Annotated in this window: 13 protein-coding genes and 2 pseudogenes; all 15 read right to left on the bottom strand. The window is 74.5% G+C overall.

The window, feature by feature from the left end; genetic code table 11:
- Positions 1-895 (bottom strand): annotated as a pseudogene (locus tag Q0195_RS15370) (phosphohydrolase); the annotation flags it as partial.
- A gap of 1 nt (position 896) precedes the next feature.
- On the bottom strand, positions 897-1,235 hold the full coding sequence (locus tag Q0195_RS15365; RefSeq protein ID WP_299280111.1) for a P-II family nitrogen regulator: 339 nt from the start codon (positions 1,233-1,235) through the stop codon (positions 897-899).
- Positions 1,232-2,551: an ammonium transporter gene (locus tag Q0195_RS15360; RefSeq protein ID WP_299280109.1), complete on the bottom strand. Its 1,320-nt coding sequence runs from the start codon at positions 2,549-2,551 to the stop codon at positions 1,232-1,234. Before Q0195_RS15360 ends, Q0195_RS15365 begins: the two co-directional genes overlap by 4 nt.
- A gap of 165 nt (positions 2,552-2,716) precedes the next feature.
- A pseudogene (locus tag Q0195_RS15355) lies at positions 2,717-3,007 on the bottom strand (alpha/beta hydrolase); the annotation flags it as partial.
- A 231-nt stretch (positions 3,008-3,238) separates the two neighbouring features.
- A complete protein-coding gene (gene ftsY / locus Q0195_RS15350; RefSeq protein ID WP_299280107.1) occupies positions 3,239-4,435 on the bottom strand; it encodes a signal recognition particle-docking protein FtsY in 1,197 nt (398 codons plus the stop codon).
- Between the two features lie 90 nt (positions 4,436-4,525).
- Positions 4,526-4,882: a hypothetical protein gene (locus Q0195_RS15345; protein WP_299280105.1), complete on the bottom strand. Its 357-nt coding sequence runs from the start codon at positions 4,880-4,882 to the stop codon at positions 4,526-4,528.
- Between the two features lie 72 nt (positions 4,883-4,954).
- Positions 4,955-8,515 (bottom strand): chromosome segregation protein SMC, encoded by a 3,561-nt coding sequence (gene smc, locus Q0195_RS15340; protein WP_299280103.1) that lies wholly within the window; start codon positions 8,513-8,515, stop codon positions 4,955-4,957.
- A gap of 130 nt (positions 8,516-8,645) precedes the next feature.
- Positions 8,646-9,080, bottom strand: a complete 435-nt coding sequence (ndk, locus tag Q0195_RS15335; RefSeq protein WP_299280101.1) for a nucleoside-diphosphate kinase — start codon at positions 9,078-9,080, stop codon at positions 8,646-8,648.
- Between the two features lie 10 nt (positions 9,081-9,090).
- Positions 9,091-9,519: a DUF4233 domain-containing protein gene (locus tag Q0195_RS15330; protein ID WP_299280100.1), complete on the bottom strand. Its 429-nt coding sequence runs from the start codon at positions 9,517-9,519 to the stop codon at positions 9,091-9,093.
- 29 nt (positions 9,520-9,548) lie between these two features.
- Positions 9,549-10,349, bottom strand: a complete 801-nt coding sequence (locus Q0195_RS15325; protein WP_299280098.1) for an HAD-IIA family hydrolase — start codon at positions 10,347-10,349, stop codon at positions 9,549-9,551.
- Between the two features lie 71 nt (positions 10,350-10,420).
- Positions 10,421-11,104 carry a dihydroxyacetone kinase phosphoryl donor subunit DhaM gene (gene dhaM / locus Q0195_RS15320; protein ID WP_299280096.1) on the bottom strand — a complete coding sequence of 228 codons (684 nt, stop codon included), beginning with the start codon at positions 11,102-11,104 and terminating at the stop codon, positions 10,421-10,423.
- Positions 11,101-11,745 carry a dihydroxyacetone kinase subunit DhaL gene (dhaL, locus tag Q0195_RS15315; RefSeq protein ID WP_299280094.1) on the bottom strand — a complete coding sequence of 215 codons (645 nt, stop codon included), beginning with the start codon at positions 11,743-11,745 and terminating at the stop codon, positions 11,101-11,103. Before dhaL ends, dhaM begins: the two co-directional genes overlap by 4 nt.
- A gap of 7 nt (positions 11,746-11,752) precedes the next feature.
- Positions 11,753-12,754 (bottom strand): dihydroxyacetone kinase subunit DhaK, encoded by a 1,002-nt coding sequence (gene dhaK / locus Q0195_RS15310; protein WP_299280092.1) that lies wholly within the window; start codon positions 12,752-12,754, stop codon positions 11,753-11,755.
- 36 nt (positions 12,755-12,790) lie between these two features.
- Positions 12,791-14,341, bottom strand: coding sequence for a folylpolyglutamate synthase/dihydrofolate synthase family protein (locus Q0195_RS15305; protein WP_299280090.1), 1,551 nt, complete (start codon positions 14,339-14,341; stop codon positions 12,791-12,793).
- Positions 14,338-17,386, bottom strand: a 3,049-nt coding sequence (ileS, locus tag Q0195_RS15300; RefSeq protein ID WP_299280088.1) for an isoleucine--tRNA ligase, incomplete at its 5' end; no start/stop codon positions are given. The genes Q0195_RS15305 and ileS, both read right to left, overlap by 4 nt.

Below are 17,386 nucleotides of genomic sequence, written 5' to 3'. Positions count from 1 at the left end.
GGTGGGCGCGGCGGACGGTCAGGTCGAGGGCGGCGCTGACCACGCGCGCCGCCTGCGCCAGCGCGGCGAGCAGGTCGTCGGGGTCGCGCAGGCCGAGCCGCTCGGCCACGGCCGCGGCGTCGGCCCGCAGCAGCCGGGTGGTGCGCCGCCCGGAGACGACCGCCACGGCGTCACGGGCGTCCAGGAGGAACGCCGCGGCCTCGTCGAGCTCACCGTGCGGTCGGTCGGTGAGCCAGGTGGCCGCGAGCGCCCGGATGGCGACGACGTCGCGCAGCCCGCCCCGGGCCTCCTTGAGGTCGGGCTCGACGAGGTAGGCCAGCTCGCCGTGGCGCTCGGCCCGTTCCCGCACGGCGGTGAGGAGCTCGGGCAGCCGTCGCCGGGCAGCGGCACGCCAGTCGGAGAGGAGTGCGCGGCGGGCGCGCGCCACGACGTCCGGGTCCCCGGCGACGTGCCGGACGTCGAGCAGCCCGACGGCGGAGACCAGGTCCGCAGAGGCGATCTGGCGGCACCCGGCGAGGCTGCGTACGGCGTGGTCGACGTCGAGGCCCGCGTCCCACAGCGGGTACCAGAGCGCGCCGGTGAGCGGGGCGACCGCGGCGAGGTCGTGGCGCCGGCCGTCGTGCAGGAGGAGCACGTCGAGGTCGCTCGTCGGGCCGGCGTCGCGGCGCCCCTGGGAGCCCACGACGGCGAGCGCCAGGCCGGTGTCGTCGCCGGGCACGGCGCTGCGCCAGAGCGCGGCGAGGGCGGTGTCGACGAGGCCCGCGAGCCGGGCGCGGTAGGCCGCCCCGTCCGCGCCGAAGCCGCCACCCGACCGTGACGGGAGGGGCAGCGGGACGGCGAGCCGGGCCCCGCGCAGGTCGGCCACCGGGCCGGCCGGTGCGGGGACCCGGCCCATGTCACAGGGCGACGGCGCCGCGGTCACCGGTGCGGACCCGGACGACCTCCTCGACGGGGACCACCCACACCTTGCCGTCGCCGATGCGGCCGGTCTGGGCCGCCTGGACGATGGCGCCGGTGACGACGGTGACGTCGTCGTCCTCGACGAGGACCTCGATGCGGACCTTGGGGACGAGGTCGACGGCGTACTCGGCACCGCGGTAGACCTCGGTGTGCCCGTGCTGCCGGCCGTAGCCGCTGGCCTCGGAGACGGTCATCCCCCGGACCCCGACCCCGGCGAGGGCCTGCTTGACCTCGGCCAGCCGGTGCGGCTGGACGACTGCGGTGATGAGCTTCATGACCCGACCTTCTCCTCGTTGCTCAGGGTGCTGACGGCGGCCTCGCGCGGCGGCAGCACGGTGGCCAGGCCGCTGCCGAGGCCCTCGTAGGCGGACTCGCCGTGGACGGCGGAGTCGATACCGGTGGTCTCGACGTCTTCGGTCACCCGCCAGCCCAGCGTCGCCCGCAGGGCGAGCCCGATGACGAGGGTGACGACGGCGGAGAGCGCGACCGCGACGGCGGCGATGATCGCCTGGACGGCGAGCAGGGCGGGGCCGCCGCCGTACAGCAGCCCCCCGTCGGTGGCCAGCAGCCCGATCATCAGCGTGCCGACGAGCCCGCCGACGAGGTGGACGCCCACGACGTCGAGGGAGTCGTCGTAGCCGAGGCGGTACTTCAGCGAGACCGCCAGGGCGCACAGGGCACCGGCGACGAGCCCGAGGGCGATCGACCCGACGGGGCTGAGCGAGCCCGCGGCCGGGGTGATCGCGACGAGGCCGGCGACGATGCCCGAGGCGGCGCCCAGTGAGGTGGCGTGGCCGTCGCGCAGCTTCTCCACGACGAGCCAGCCGATGATCGCCGCCGCGGTGCAGGTCGTGGTGTTGACCCAGGCGAGGCCGGCGAGGCCGTCGGCGGCGTAGGCGGAGCCGGCGTTGAACCCGAACCAGCCGAACCACAGGAGGGCCGCGCCGAGCATGACGAACGGCAGGTTGTGGGGCCGGCTGGGCTCGCGGCCGAAGCCGCGCCGCCTGCCGACGACGAGCGCGAGGACGAGGGCGGCGACGCCGGCGTTGATGTGGACGACCGTGCCGCCGGCGAAGTCGACCGGCTCGGCGATGGCGGCGAAAGGGCCGTCGCCGCTGAGCAGCCCGCCGCCCCACACCATGTGGGCCATCGGGAAGTAGGCGAGGGTCACCCACAGCGCGGTGAACACCATCCAGGTGCCGAACTTCACCCGCTCGGCGAGGGCGCCGCTGATGAGGGCGGTGGTGATGATCGCGAACGTCACCTGGAAGCCGACGTCGACGACCACCGGCAGGCCATCGGCGAGGACGAACTCCCCGGCGTCGTCGAGGATCGCGCCGCGCAGGCCGAACATCTCCGACGGGTCGGCGACGATGCCGCCGATGCTGCGGCTGCCGTAGGACATCGACCAGCCCCACAGCACGTAGACGACGCCGATGACACCCATGGCGCCGAAGGACATCATCATCATGTTCAGGACGGACCTCGAGCGCGTCATGCCGCCGTAGAAGAGGGCGAGCCCCGGCGTCATGAGCAGCACGAGGGATGCGGACACGAGCATCCAGGCGGTGGTCCCCTGATCGAGCTCCATAGTGGTCCTCTCGGTCCCGGCTCTCTGGTGGCCGGCTGGAGGACACACTGCTCCGGTGACGTTTCACGACCGGGGCGGCGGTGTTTCCGTCCCGTGACGATCCGTCCCGCCGTGTGAACGGTGCGTTACGGACCGGCCCCGCGCCCGGCAGTGCGCCGGTCGCTGTCAGGGCCGTGCCCAGGCAGGCCGCGGGGGTGCCGGGGTCGGTGCCGGTCGGGTGGCCCGGGCAGCGGTGAACGGGACGAGGTCCTGCGGGCACATGGCGGCCGGTTCTGCCTCCCCGTCGCGGAGGTAGCGGGCGATCGCCGCGTCGGCGCAGCTGCTGCGCGCCAGGGTGGTGTGGCCCCACCCCTCGACGGTGAGGACGCGGGCGTCCGGGTAGTGGGCGGCGAACGGGGCGACGTGCTCGTAGGGGGTGGCCGGGTCGAAGCGCGTCCCCACGACGAGGACCGGCTCGTCTCCAGCACGGTCTGCGTCACCGCTGCCGGGTCACCGAGCCCGGCGAGCGCGCAGCACGTCCGTGTCGCGGGCGACGTTGGCCGTGGAGAAGGGTGCGAGGCGGTCACCGGAGATGAGCCGGCAGCCCGCGGCGAGGCAGCCATAGCCGCACCCTGTCAGCCGCCCTCCGGAGCCGGCCGCAGGATTTCACCGGCCGGCGCGAGAGCCGGGACGCGGCGGCCGGGGCCTTCAGGCGAGCAGCGCGTCGACGAACTCCTCCGGCTCGAAGGGGGCGAGGTCGTCGGCGCCCTCCCCCAAGCCCACGAGCTTGACGGGCACCCCGAGCTCGCGCTGGACGGCGACGACGATGCCGCCCTTGGCGGTGCCGTCGAGCTTGGTGAGGACGATCCCGGTGACGTCGACGACCTCGGCGAACACCTGCGCCTGCCGCAGCCCGTTCTGGCCGGTGGTGGCGTCGAGCACGAGGAGCACCTCGCTCACCGGCGCCTGCCGGGAGATGACGCGCTTGATCTTGCCCAGCTCGTCCATCAGTCCGGCCTTGTTCTGCAGCCGCCCGGCGGTGTCGACGAGGACGACGTCGGCACCGGTCTCCCGGCCGGTCTTCACGGCGTCGAAGGCGACGGCGGCGGGGTCGGCCCCCTCGCGGTCGGAGCGGACGGTGCGCACCCCCACGCGCTCGCCCCAGGTCTGGAGCTGGTCGGCGGCCGCGGCGCGGAACGTGTCGGCGGCGCCGAGGACGACGTCGAGGTCCTGGGCGACGAGGACGCGGGCGAGCTTGCCCACCGTCGTCGTCTTGCCGGTGCCGTTGACGCCGACGACGAGGATGGTCGCGGGGTGCGGCTCGCCGTCGTCCCCCACGCCCTTCGCCGTGCGCAGCGAGCGGTCCATCGAGGGGCCGACGAGCTCGAGCAGCTCCTCGCGCAGGACGTCGCGCACGGCGGCCGGGTCCTTCGTGCCGAGCACCTGGACGCGGGTGCGCAGGCGGTCCATGAGCTCGGTGGTGGGGCCGATGCCGACGTCGGCGAGGAGCAGGGTCTCCTCGATCTCCTCCCAGTCGGTCTCGGAGAGCGTGTCGCGGGAGAGGATGGACAGGAGCGAGCGGCCGATGGCGCCGGAGCGGGCCAGCCGGTCGCGCAGCCGCACCATCCGTCCGGCGACGGGTGCCGGGCGCTCGACGGTGGGCGCGGCGGGCTCGGCCGGGGGCTCCGCGGCGGGCGGTTCCTCCACGGTGACGGCGGTGCCGTCGTCCGGCGCGGGGCCCCGGCCCGGTGCCGCGGGCTCGTCCGCCCGCTCGTCGGTGCGGAGCTGCTCCTCGGTCGGGAGCTGCGGCGGACGACGGCGGCGCAGGCCCGTGGTGAGCGCGGCACCACCGGCGATGAGGACGACAACGACGACGGCGAGAATCGCCCAGAGCTGATCGGTCACAGCAGCCCAGTGTGGACCACGACGCGCCGGACGGGCCAGCGGGTGGCGCGAGCGGAGACGCGGCTCACGGCGCCGGCGGTGGGCAGGTGGTCAGGCAGGCGCCCCGGAGCGGTGCTCCTCGCCACGGTCACGCGCCTCGCCGTGGCTGCGCTCCCGCAGCTCGCGCACGTGCTGGCCGAGCTCGTCCAACCGGCCGACGAGCGGCCCGGCGGCCTCCTCGGGGGTGACGTAGCCGCTGCCGGGCTCGCTCATGAGGAAGAGCGCCCCCAGCCCCCCGGCGTCCTCCTCCACGTCGCCGTCGGCGACCGGCTCCCGGCGGGAGAGCCGGAAGCAGTCCCGGAGCCAGGCGCCCCACCCGATCTCGGGGCGCATGGCGTCGAGCACGGCGCGGAAGACCCAGACGACACAACCGACGACCAGCGCACTGACCAGGATGACCCCCACCATGGGTCGAATTATCGCTCACCCACCCGGCGATCGTGCGCGTTGACGCCCATCTCACACCGGCGTGGCGAGGGGTCACACCGCCGGGGCGCGCTCCTCGTCGCTGAGCCGCTGGCTGATCACCGTGGTCACCCCGTCGCCGCGCATCGTCACGCCGTACAGCGCGTCGGCGATCTCCATCGTGCGCTTCTGGTGGGTGATGATGATGAGCTGGGAGTCCTCCCGCAGCTCGGTGAAGATCTCCAGCAGCCGGCCCAGGTTGGTGTCGTCCAGGGCGGCCTCGACCTCGTCCATGACGTAGAAGGGGCTGGGGCGCGCCTTGAAGATCGCCACGAGGAGCGCAACCGCCGTCAGCGACCGCTCGCCGCCGGACAGCAGCGACAGACGCTTGACCTTCTTCCCCGCCGGGCGGGCCTCGATGTCGATGCCGGTGGTGAGCATGTCGTCGGGGTCGGTGAGGACGAGGCGGCCCTCCCCGCCCGGGAACAGCCGGGAGAAGACGTCCTCGAAGGCCGCGGCGGTGTCGGCGAAGGCCTCGGCGAACACCCGCTCGACGCGCTCGTCGATCTCGCGGACGATCTCGAGGAGGTCGGCGCGGGACTTCTTCAGGTCGGCGAGCTGCTCGGTGAGGAAGCGGTGCCGCTCGGCGAGCGCCGCGTGCTCCTCCAGCGCGAGCGGGTTGACCTTGCCGAGGCGGGCCAGGTCCCGCTCGGCGCGCTTGCGGCGCTTCTCCTGCTCCTCACGGACGTACGGGACCGGGTCGCGCGGCTCCTCGCCCTCGGGGACGACGACGGGCACCGGCTGGTGCGGCCCGTACTCCTCGACGAGCACCTCCGGGTCGAGGCCGAGCTCGCTGACGGCTCGCTCCTCGAGCTGGCTGATCCGCAGCCGCTGCTCGGCGCGGGCCACCTCGTCGCGGTGGACGGCGTCGGTGAGGCGGGCCAGCTCCTGGGTGGCCTCCTCGAGCTCGGCGCGCACCTGGGCGATCTCGGTCTCGCGCACGCCGCGGGCCTCCTCGGCCTCCTCCCGGGCGGCGGTGGCCGCCTCCAGGGACCGCTCGACGGCGGCGAGCGCCTGCTCCGCACCGGACCGCACCAGGGCGGCGATCTCGGCCTGACGGGCGCGGCGCCGCTCCCGCTCGGCGGCCTTGCGCCGGGCCACCCGCTCGGCCTCGGCGGCCCGCTCGAGGGACGCGGCCCGCCCGGACAGTGCACCGGCCCGCTCCTCGACGGTGCGCAACGCCAACCGGGCCTCGGTCTCGCGGGCGCGGGCGGCCCGGGCGGTCTGCGCCGCACGGTCCCGCTCCGCGGTGGCAGCGGCGAGGTCCTCCTCGGTGCGTTCGGGCTCCTGCTGCGCCACCTCGAGGCGGGCGAGCAGCTCGGCCAGCTCCCGCTCGTGCTCCTCCCCCCGGGCGACGAGCTCGGCGATCGCCGGGCGGATGCGCTCGGCCTCGGCCTCGGCGGCGCGGGCGGCCGAGCCGAGCCGGCCCAGCTGCTCGGCGACCCCGGCGAGCCGGGCGTCGGAGGCGTGGAGCGCGGCGAGCGTCGCGTCGACCTCCTCCTGGGCGCGCACCACCCGGTCCCGGGCACCGACGAGCGCGAACCGGGCCTTCTCCACCCGCTCGGTGGCGGCGGCGAGCTCGGAGACCGCCTCCTCGTGGGCGGCGTGCAGCTCCAGCACGCTCGGTCCCCCGCTGCTGCCCCCGGCGGCGTGCGCCCGGGACAGCACGTCCCCGTCGCGGGTGACGGCGGTGACGTCGGCGGTGGCGACGGCGGCGCGGGCGGCGGCGAGGTCGTCGACGACGACGGCACCGGCGAGCAGGGTGGTGACGGCCCCGGTGAGCTCGTCGCTCGCCGTGACGACGTCCAGCAGCCAGCGCCCCCCGGCCGGGGCCGGCCCGTCCTGCGGGGTGCGGGCCGCGGCGGCGGCGACGACGAGGCTGACCTGGCCCAGGTCCTCGTCCCGGGCGCGCCGGATGGCGTCGACGGCGACGTCGGTGGACTCGACGACGGCGGCGTCGGTGTGGGCGCCGAGGACGGCGGCCACGGCCGTCTCGTACCCGTGCTCGACGGTGAGCGCGTCGGGCAGCGCGCCGCGCAGCCCGGCGACCCGGTCGGCCGCCTCGAGCAGGGCGCCGGTGCCGTCCTTGCGGGCGAGGGAAAGCTCGAGGGTGTCGCGGCGGGTCTGCCAGGTGCGGCGCTCGGAGTCGGCGGCGCGCTCCGCCTCGACGAGCGCGGCGACGGCGGCCTCGGCGGCGTCGAGCTCGGCGAGCGCCGCCTCGTGCGCCTCGTCGAGCCCCTCCTCGCCCTCCTCGACGCCGGCGACCTGCTGCTCCAGGGCGGCGAACTCGGCCTGCGCCTGCCGGGCGCGCTCCTCCGCCTCGGCGAGGTTGGCGCGCAGCCGGCCGAGCTCGGCCTGGGTGGCCTCGGCGGCGCTGCGGCGCGCCGCGACCTGCCCGGTGAGCCGGGCCAGGCCCTCGCGGCGGTCGGCCACACCGCGGTGCACCGCGGCGAGGGCACGTTCGGCCTCCCGCTCGGTCTCCTCCGCGCCGGTCCGCTCGGCGACGATGGCCTCCAGCGCCGCGCGGGCGGCCGCGACCTCCGCGGCGAGCGCCTGCTCCTCCTCGCGGGCGCGGGCGGCGCGGGCCTCGAGCTCCTCGGGGTCGGTGCCGCGGTGCTCCTGGGTGGGGGTGCCGAGCAGCCGGGTGCGCTCGGCCGCCAGCGAGTGCAGCCCCCGCAGCCGCTCCCGCAGACCGGACAGCGCGTGCCAGGTGTCGGTCGCCTCGCGCAGCCGCGGGGCCTGGGCGGCGGCCTCCGCCTCGAGGGCGGCCAGCCGCTGCCGGGCGGCGTCGGCGGTGGCCTCGACGGCGGTGCGCCGCTCACGCAGCGCGGTCTCGTCGGCGACCTCCCGCTCGAGGGTGGCGCGCAGCTGGACGAGGTCGTCGGCCAGCAGCCGGGCGCTGGAGTCGTGGAGGTCGGCCTGGATCACCTGGGCGCGGCGGGCGACGTCGGCCTGCTTGGCCAGCGGCCCGAGCTGGCGGCGGATCTCGCCGGCGAGATCGGTGAGCCGGTCGACGTTGGCCCGCATCGCCTCGAGCTTGCGCAGGGCCTTCTCCTTGCGGCGGCGGTGCTTGAGCACCCCGGCGGCCTCCTCGATGAAGCCGCGCCGCTCCTCCGGTCCGGCGGAGAGGACCGCATCGAGCCGGCCCTGGCCGACGATGACGTGCATCTCCCGGCCCATGCCGGTGTCGGAGAGCAGCTCCTGGATGTCGAGCAGCCGGCACGGCTCGCCGTTGATGGCGTACTCCGAGCCGCCGCCCCGGAACAGCGTCCGGGAGATCGTCACCTCGGTGTAGTCGATGGGCAGCAGCCCGTCGGAGTTGTCGATGGTGAGCGAGACCTCGGCACGGCCGAGCGGTGCCCGGGAGGAGGTGCCGGCGAAGATGACGTCGGACATCGACCCGCCGCGCAGCGACTTGGCGCCCTGCTCGCCCATGACCCAGGCCAGGGCGTCGACGACGTTCGACTTGCCCGAGCCGTTGGGACCCACCACGCAGGTGATCCCCGGCTCCAGGTGCAGGGTCGTCGCCGACGCGAAGGACTTGAACCCTCGCAGCGTCAGCGTCTTCAGGTGCACGGGGGCAGCCTAACCGCGGACGCGTCCGGCGAGCGGGAGGCCGCTCCGCTCCGCCCACCGGTCCGCCGCTCACCGGCGCCCCGGTGCGGCGCCGTGCGCCCGCCACCGGGACGGGCGCACGGTGGACGGGTCAGCGGCCGGGGAACCAGAGCGCGATCTCGCGCTCGGCCGACTCCGGGGAGTCCGAGCCGTGGACCAGGTTCTGGATGACCTGGGTGTCCCACGCCCGGGCGAGGTCGCCGCGGATCGTGCCGGGGGCGGCCGTCGTGGGCTCGGTGGCGCCGGCGAGGGAGCGGAAGCCCTCGATGACGCGGTTGCCCTCGACGACGGCGGCGACGAGCGGGCCGGAGCCCATGAACTCCACGAGCGGCTCGAAGTGCGGCCGGCCGCGGTGCTCGGCGTAGTGCTCGCCGAGGAGCCCGGCGTCGGCGGTGCGCATCTCGAGCGCGGTGATGCGGTAGCCCTTGGCCTCGATCCGGCGCAGGATCTCTCCGACGAGGCCGCGCTGGACGCCGTCGGGCTTGATGAGGACGAGGGTGCGTTCGGTGGTCTGCTGGGAAGTCACGGGAGCGACCCTACCCGGCTACCGGGGCCTCCCCGGACACCGCGCCCCCGCCGCCGGCGGTGCGCTCCCGGTACTCCCGCTCCTGCCGCTCGCGGACGACGCGCTCGGCGTCGATCTGGCCGCCGATGCGCAGGCACATGACCCACAGCAGGGCGAAGACGCCGCCGACGACGTACATCATCCCCAGGAGCAGGCCGGTGGCGACGAGCACCGCCTGGAGCACCGAGCCGAGCACGTAGCCCGCCCGCGGGCTGCGTCGTACGAGGACGCCGGCGACGACCGCCCACAGGGCCAGGACGCCGCCGCCCCACAGGAGCGTGGGCACGGGCAGCAGCCGCAGCCCGTAGGCGACGAGCCCGGCGAAGAGGACGACGAGGGACTCGCTGAACAGCAGCGTGGCGGCGAACAGCGCGCGGGCGCTGCGGGTAGGACGGCTCATCACGACCGATCCTAACCGCGTCGCACGGCTCACCCGCGGGGGGCGAACTCCGCGACCAGCGGGACGACGTCGGCGATGGAGTCGACCACCCGGGTGGGCAGGTAGGGGAAGCGGTCGACCTGGTCGGCCCGGGTGGAGCCGGAGAGCACGAGGATGGTGCGCATACCGGCCTCGAGCCCGGAGACGACGTCGGTGTCCATCCGGTCGCCGACCATCACCGTGGACTCGGAGTGGGCACCGATACGGTTGAGCGCGCTGCGCATCATCAGCGGGTTCGGCTTGCCGACGAAGTACGGCTCCACCCCGGTGGCGCGCGTGATGAGCGCCGCCACGGCGCCGGTGGCCGGCAGGGTGCCCTCGCGCGACGGGCCGGAGGGGTCGGGGTTGGTGGCGATGAACCGCGCCCCACCCTCGATGAGCCGGATCGCCCGGGTGATCGCCTCGAAGGAGTACGTGCGGGTCTCCCCGAGGACGACGTAGTCCGGGTCGACGTCGGTGAGGGTGTAGCCGATGTCGTGCAGCGCGGTGGTCAGCCCCGCCTCGCCGACGACGTAGGCCGAGCCGCCGCGTCGTTGGCCGTCGAGGAACTGCGCCGCGGCCAGCGCGGAGGTCCAGATGGCCTCCTCCGGGATGTCGATGCCGCCGGCGCGGAGCCGGGCGCGCAGGTCCCGGGGCGTGAAGATCGAGTTGTTCGTCAGCACGAGGAATCGGCGGCCGGTCTCGATGAGGGCCTGGATGAACTCGGCGGCCCCGGGGATGGCCTGCTGCTCGTGGACGAGCACGCCGTCCATGTCGGTGAGCCAGCTCTCGACGGGCTTCAGGTCGCTCATGGGCACCATCGTGCCCTACCTCGCCGCTGCGTCCGGGTAACCCGGACGGGCGAATGCGTCACGTCGCGGGACTACTCCTCGCCGAAGCCGTCGGCGACGATCTGGGAGATGGCGTCGAGGACCTCCTCCGCCTGGCGGCCGCTGGCCCGCACCCTCATCCGGGCGCCGCCCTCCAGGCCGAGCGCGATGAGCGCGAGGACGCTCGTGCCGTCCACGCCCTCGACCTCGATGCGGGCGTCGAAACCGGAGGCGACGCGGGCGAGCATCGCGGCCGGGCGGGCGTGCAGGCCCAGCGCGTTGCGCAGCTCGAGCACCCGCTCGACCGCGTCCTCACCCACCCCGCTCTCCTCGGCGCCGGCCGCCCCGGCGCCGGGGAAGGACGCCGCGGCCTCCTCGGCGGCGCGGCGCACGGCGGTCGGGTCGGCCCCGCCCTGCGCCGCCACCGCGGCGGCGATGGCGCCCTCGACGAGCGGGGCGTCGGCGAGGACGACCCGCTCGTCGTCGACCATCTCCAGGACCGACTCGGCGGTCATCGTCGCCGACCCGAGGTCGGTGAGGACGACGACGCCGTCCACCGGCTCCTCGGTGAGCTCGACGACGGTGGTGAGCACCTTGTCGAAGCTCGTACCGATGCGCCCGTCGACGGTCCCACCGGCCGCCCGCAGCGGGACGTCCGGCGCCATCTGCGCGGCGACCTCGCACACGCCCCGCGCGAGCTGGGCCGAGTGGGACACGACGACGATCGCCGTGGTCACGGCTGCGGCTCCGCTGCGGCGTCGGCGGCCGCCCGCAGGATGAGCGCGCTGGACTGGGCGCCGGGGTCGACGTGACCGGCCGACCGCTCCCCCAGGTAGCTGGCGCGGCCCTTCTTGGCGACCATCGGCTCGGTGGCCCGTGCCCCCTCCTCGGCCGCCTCCGCCGCCGCCACGAGCACCGCCTGCGGCGTCGCACCGTTCTCGGCCGCCGCCCGGGCCGCCTCGGCCGCCGGGCCCAGGGCGTCGACCATCGTCTTGTCGCCCGGGGACGCCTTGCCGCGGGCGACCACCCCCTCGACGGCGGCGGTGAGCAACCCCGCCACGCCGGCGGCGTCGATGCGGTCCTCCCCCGCGGAGGTCGCCGCCCGGAGGAAGGCGGTGCCGTACAGCGGCCCGGCCGCCCCGCCGACGGTGGACATGAGGGTGGTGGCGATGAGCTTGAGGGCGGCGGAGGGGGTGTCCGGTGCTGCGTCGGCGAGCTTCGACGTCACCGCCGTGAAGCCGCGGTCGAGGTTGTCGCCGTGGTCGCCGTCGCCGATGGCGCGGTCGAGCTCCATGAGCTCGATCCGGTTCTCGGCGACCACCCGCTGGGCCTCCTCCGCCCAGCGCAGCACCCAGCCGGTGTCCAGTGTCTCGTCCATGTGCTCCTCACATTCCCTGACGCAGGGCCACCGTATGCGCCGGGGCGTCCCACAGCGCGGTGAGCTCCTCGTCGAGCGGCATGACGCTGATGCTGGCCCCGGCCATGTCGAGGGAGGTGACGTAGCTGCCGACGAGCGAGCGGGTGACGGTGGCGCCGCGCTCCTCCAGCCGGCGCCGGGCGGCGCCGTAGAGGATGTAGAGCTCGAGCGAGGGGGTGGCCCCCATCCCGTTGACGAGGAGGAGGACGTCCTTGCCGGCGACGTCACCGAGGTCGGTGAGGACCGGCTCGAGGAGGAGGTCGGCGGTCTCGTCGGCGGAGACGGCCTTGACGCGGCGGCGGCCCGGCTCGCCGTGGATGCCGATGCCGACCTCGACCTCGTCGTCCTCGAGGTCGAAGGACGGGCGCCCGGCGGCGGGCACGGTGGGGGCGGTGAGGGCGATCCCCATGGTGCGCACGGCCGCGGCGGTGCGTTCGGCGACCGCGACGACGGCGTCGAGGTCGTCCCCGCGCTCCGCGGCGGCACCGGCGATCTTCTCCACGACGAGCGTGCCCGCCACCCCGCGCCGCCCCGCCGTGTAGGTGGAGTCCTCCACCGCGACGTCGTCGGCGACGAGGACGCTGCGCACCGTCATGCCCTCGGCCTCGCCGAGCTCGGCGGCCACCTCGAAGTTGAGCACGTCCCCGGTGTAGTTCTTGACGATCTGGACCACACCGGCGCCACCGTCGGCGGCCTGCATGGCGGCGAGGATCGGCTCGGGGCTGGGCGAGGTGAACACCGCACCCGGTACCGCGGCGTCGAGCATGCCGACGCCGACGAACCCCGCGTGCAGCGGTTCGTGACCGCTGCCGCCCCCGGACACGAGCCCGACCTTGCCGCTGACCGCACCACCGGCTCGGGAGACGAAGATCGGGTCCTGGCTCGCCGTGATGATGTCGCTGTGCGCGGCGGCCAGGCCCGCGACGGACTCGGCGACGACGTCCTTGGGGTCGTTGATGAGCTTCTTCACTGCGGCCTCCCTTGGCGTTGTGAGTGACGACGCGGCTCAGCCGCCGCGTCGCAGCAGCAGCCGCGCCTCCCCGACGAGGATCACCGAGCCCGTGACGAGGACGGCTCCGCCTGCTTGCCCACCGTACTCGGCTCGCGCCGCCGCGAGGTCGATTGCCTCGTCGATCCTCTCGGCGACGTGCACCCGGTCCTCGTCGAAGACGTCGCGGGCGATCTCGGCGAGGTCGTCGACGTCGTGGGCCCGGCTCGTCGTCGCCCGGGTGATGACGACCTCGGCGAGCAGCGGCTCCAGGCCGGAGAGGATCGCCTCGGCGTCCTTGTCGTGCATGACACCGACGACGCCGACCACCCGGGAGAGGTGGAAGGCCTCCTCCACGGCCTGCCGCAGCGACTCCACGCCGGCGGCGTTGTGGGCGGCGTCGAGCAGCACCGTCGGGCTGGTGCGCACGAGCTCGAGCCGGCCGGGTGAGTCGACGGCCGCCATCGCGTGCTCGACCACCTCGCCGCTCAGCGCCCCGCCCCCGAAGAAGGTCTCCACCGCGACGAGCGCGAGCAGCGCGTTGTGCGCCTGGTGCTCACCGTGGAGCGGGAGGAAGACGTCGGTGTAGGTGGCGGCCGGGGTGCGCAGGACGAGCATCTGGCCGCCGACCCCGAGCTGGCGGTCCACGACCTCCATGTCGGCCCCGTCCACGACGAGCCGCGCGTCCAGGGCGTGGGCGGCGTCGCGCACGACGGCGCTGACCTCCTCGTCCTGGGCGGCGCTGACGACGGTGGACCCGGCGACGATGATCCCGGCCTTCTCGGCGGCGATCTCGCCCAGGGTGTGGCCGAGCCAGCGCTCGTGGTCGCGGGAGACCGAGGTGATGATCTCCACGGTGCCGTCGGCGACGTTGGTCGCGTCCCAGCGCCCGCCCATCCCGGTCTCGACCACCGCCACATCCACCGGGGCGTCGGCGAAGGCGGCGAACGCCATGACGGTGAAGACCTCGAAGAAGCTGAGCCGGGGCCCGCCCGCCGCCCGCGACCGCTCGTCGACCATCTCCACGTAGGGGGCGATGTCCTGCCAGGTGGAGACGAAGACCTCGGGGGCGATCGGCTCACCGTCGATGGCGATGCGCTCGCGCACGTCGCTCAGGTGGGGGGAGGTGAACCGCCCGGTGCGCAGGCCGCGCTCGCGCAGCAGCCGCTCGACGATCCGGGCCGTGGACGTCTTGCCGTTGGTGCCGGCGACGTGGATGACCGGGTAGGCACGGTGCGGCTCACCGAGCAGCTCGAGCACCTGGCGGACGCGCTCCAGGCTGGGCTGGACGTCGTGCTCCGGTGCCCGGGTGAGGATCTCGGTGTAGATCCGGTGCACCTCGGCCTGGGCCTGGGCGTGGGCGACGGGGTCGACCTCGGCGGTGACGTCCGGGGAGGCGAGGACGTCGTCGACGACGGTCGGGTCCGGCCCGGCGAACAGCCCGGAGGAGACGAGCTCCTGCGCCGCCCGGTCGTGCTCGGCCTGGGCCTCCTCCTCCGTCGGGCGGTCGTCGGGACGTGAGCTGTCGGCGGGCGGTGGGGTGCCGCCGGGGCGGGGGGTCTCGGTCATGGCTGGGCGACCTCCAGGCGGACGTCGATCTCCTCGGTGGGGCTGGTCTCGACGGTGAGGGAGACGGCGAGCGTCTCGCGGCGGACGAGGTCGGCGTGGCTCTCGACCCAGCCGGTGTACTGCTCGGGGACGGCGACGGTGAGCACGATGCGGTCCGACACGTGGAGGTCGGCGGCCTTGCGCTCGTCCTGGACGCGGCGCACGAGGTCGCGGGCGAAGCCCTCGGCGCGCAGCTCGTCGTCCAGCGCGGTGTCCAGGACGACGAACCCGCCGCTGTCCAGGACGCCGGCGGCGCGCTCGTCGCCGGGCCGCTCCTCCACCTCCGTGGTCAGCGTGTACTCGTCCTCCTCCAGCGTGATGCCGTCGACCACGACGCCGTCGGGGGTCTGCTCCCACTCCCCGGCGCGGGCGGCCCGGATGACCCGCTGGACGTCCTTGCCGAGCCGCGGCCCGGCGGCGCGGGCGTTGACCGTGAGCCGGGTGAACACGCCGTACTCCTGGGCGGCGTCGTCGGCCAGCGAGCGCAGCTCGACCGCCTTGACGTTGACCTCGTGGGCGATGAGGTCGGTGAACGGGGCGAGCGCCTCCGGCTCCTCGACGACCACCTGGAGCGTGCGCAGCGGCTGGCGCACCCGCAGCGAGCCGGCCTTGCGCAGCCCGAGGGTGGTGGACACGACGTCGCGGACGCGGTCCATCGTCTCGACCAGCTCGTCGGCGGCGAAGGCCTCGTCGAGCACCGGCCAGTCGGTGAGGTGGACCGAGCGGCCGCCGGTGAGCCCCCGCCACACCTCCTCGGTGATGAGGGGGGCCAGCGGCGCCATGACCCGCATGAGCACCTCGAGTGCGGTGTGCAGCGTGTTGAACGCGGCCTCGTCCTCCTCCCAGAAGCGGTCACGGGAGGTGCGGACGTACCAGTTGGTCAGCACGTCGAGGTGGTCGCGGACGGTCTGGCAGGCGCCGGGGACGTCGTAGGCCTCGAGCTGGCGGCGGACCTCGTCGGCCAGGGTGCGGGTGCGGGCCAGGAGGTAGCGGTCCATGACCGGCAGGTCGGCCGCCTCCTGCGGCGTCACGGTGCGCCCGACCAGGCCCCGGCCGCCGTTCGCCGCACCGGCGTAGAGGGAGAGGAAGTACCAGGTGTTCCACACCGGGAGCAGCACCTGGCGGACGTTCTCCCGGATGCCCTCCTCGGTGACGATGAGGTTGCCGCCGCGGACCACCGGGGAGGCCATGAGGAACCAGCGCATCGCGTCCGAGCCGTCCCGGTCGAAGACCTCGGTGACATCGGGGTAGTTGCGCAGCGACTTGCTCATCTTGCGGCCGTCGGAGCCCAGGACGATGCCGTGGGACACCGACGTCGTGAACGCCGGCCGGTCGAAGAGCGCCGTGGCGAGCACGTGCAGCGTGTAGAACCAGCCGCGGGTCTGCCCGATGTACTCCACGATGAAGTCGCCCGGGTAGTGGTGCTCGAACCACTCACGGTTCTCGAAGGGGTAGTGCACCTGGGCGTAGGGCATCGATCCGGAGTCGAACCACACGTCCAGGACGTCGGGGATGCGGCGCATCGTCGACCGCCCGGTGGGGTCGTCCGGGTTGGGGCGGGTGAGCTCGTCGATGTAGGGCCGGTGCAGGTTGGGCTTGCCGTCGCGGTCCAGCGGCAGCCGCCCGAAGTCGGCCTCGAGCTCGGCGAAGGAGCCGTAGACGTCGATGCGCGGGTACGCCGGGTCGTCCGAGACCCACACCGGGATCGGGGTGCCCCAGTACCGGTTGCGGGAGATCGACCAGTCCCGGGCACCGGCGAGCCAGTTGCCGAACTGGCCGTGCTTGATGTGGTCCGGCACCCAGGTGATCTGCTCGTTGAGCTCGACCATGCGGTCGCGGAACTCGGTGACCCGGACGAACCAGCTCGTCACCGCCTTGTAGATGAGCGGCTCGCGGCAGCGCCAGCAGTGCGGGTAGGGGTGGTCGTAGGTCTCCTGCCGCACGAGGAGGGCGCGCTCCGGCTCCGGGCGGCGGGCCAGCGCCCCGGTGCCGTGCTTGAGGTCGGCGATGATCGCCCGGTTCGCCTCGAAGACGTGGGTGCCGGCGTAGTCGCTCACCTCGGTGGTGAAGCGGCCGCCGTCGTCGACCGGGACGACGGTGCCGATCCCGGCGGCCGCGGAGACCGCCATGTCGTCCTCACCGAAGGCGGGGGCCTGGTGGACGATGCCGGTGCCGTCCTCGGTGGAGACGTAGTCGGCGGTCAGGACGGTCCACACCCGCTCGCCGAGCTCCTCGCGGCGGCCCAGGAAGTAGTCGAAGACCGGGGCGTAACGACGCCCGGCGAGCTCGCGGCCGGGCACCCGGGCGACGACCTCGGGCTCCTCCCCCAGCTCACGGGCGTAGGCGGCCAGCCGCGCCGCGGCGAGCAGCACCCGCTCCCCGGCCAGCGGCCCCTCGCTCGGCACGACGGTGACGTACTCGACGTCGGGCCCCACGGCGAGGGACAGGTTGGAGGGCAGCGTCCACGGCGTCGTCGTCCAGATGAGGGCGAGCTCACCGCTCTCCAGCCGCACCCCGACCGTGACCGAGGGGTCCTGGCGCTGCTGGTAGACGTCGTCGTCCATGCGCAGCTCGTGGTTGGACAGCGGGGTCTGGTCGTTCCAGCAGTAGGGCAGCACGCGGTAGCCCTCGTAGGCCAGCCCCTTGTCGTACAGCTGCTTGAACGCCCAGATCACCGACTCCATGTAGGAGGGGTCCAGGGTCTTGTAGTCGTTGTCGAAGTCCACCCAGCGCGCCTGGCGGGTGACGTAGTCCTGCCACTCGTCGGTGTAGCGCAGCACCGAGTCCTGGCACGCCTTGTTGAACGCCTCGATGCCCATCTCGTCGATCTGGGACTTGTCGGTGATCCCCAGCTCGCGCTCGGCCTCGAGCTCGGCCGGCAGCCCGTGGGTGTCCCAGCCGAAGCGGCGCTCCACCCGGCGCCCGAGCTGGGTCTGGAAGCGGCCGACGACGTCCTTGACGTACCCGGTGAGCAGGTGCCCGTAGTGCGGCAGCCCGTTGGCGAAC

Source organism: uncultured Georgenia sp., assembly GCF_937958535.1.
Taxonomy (GTDB): domain Bacteria; phylum Actinomycetota; class Actinomycetes; order Actinomycetales; family Actinomycetaceae; genus Oceanitalea.
The sequence above is the reverse complement of the archived record's forward strand: the minus strand, read 5'-3'. Positions and strand labels throughout refer to the sequence as shown.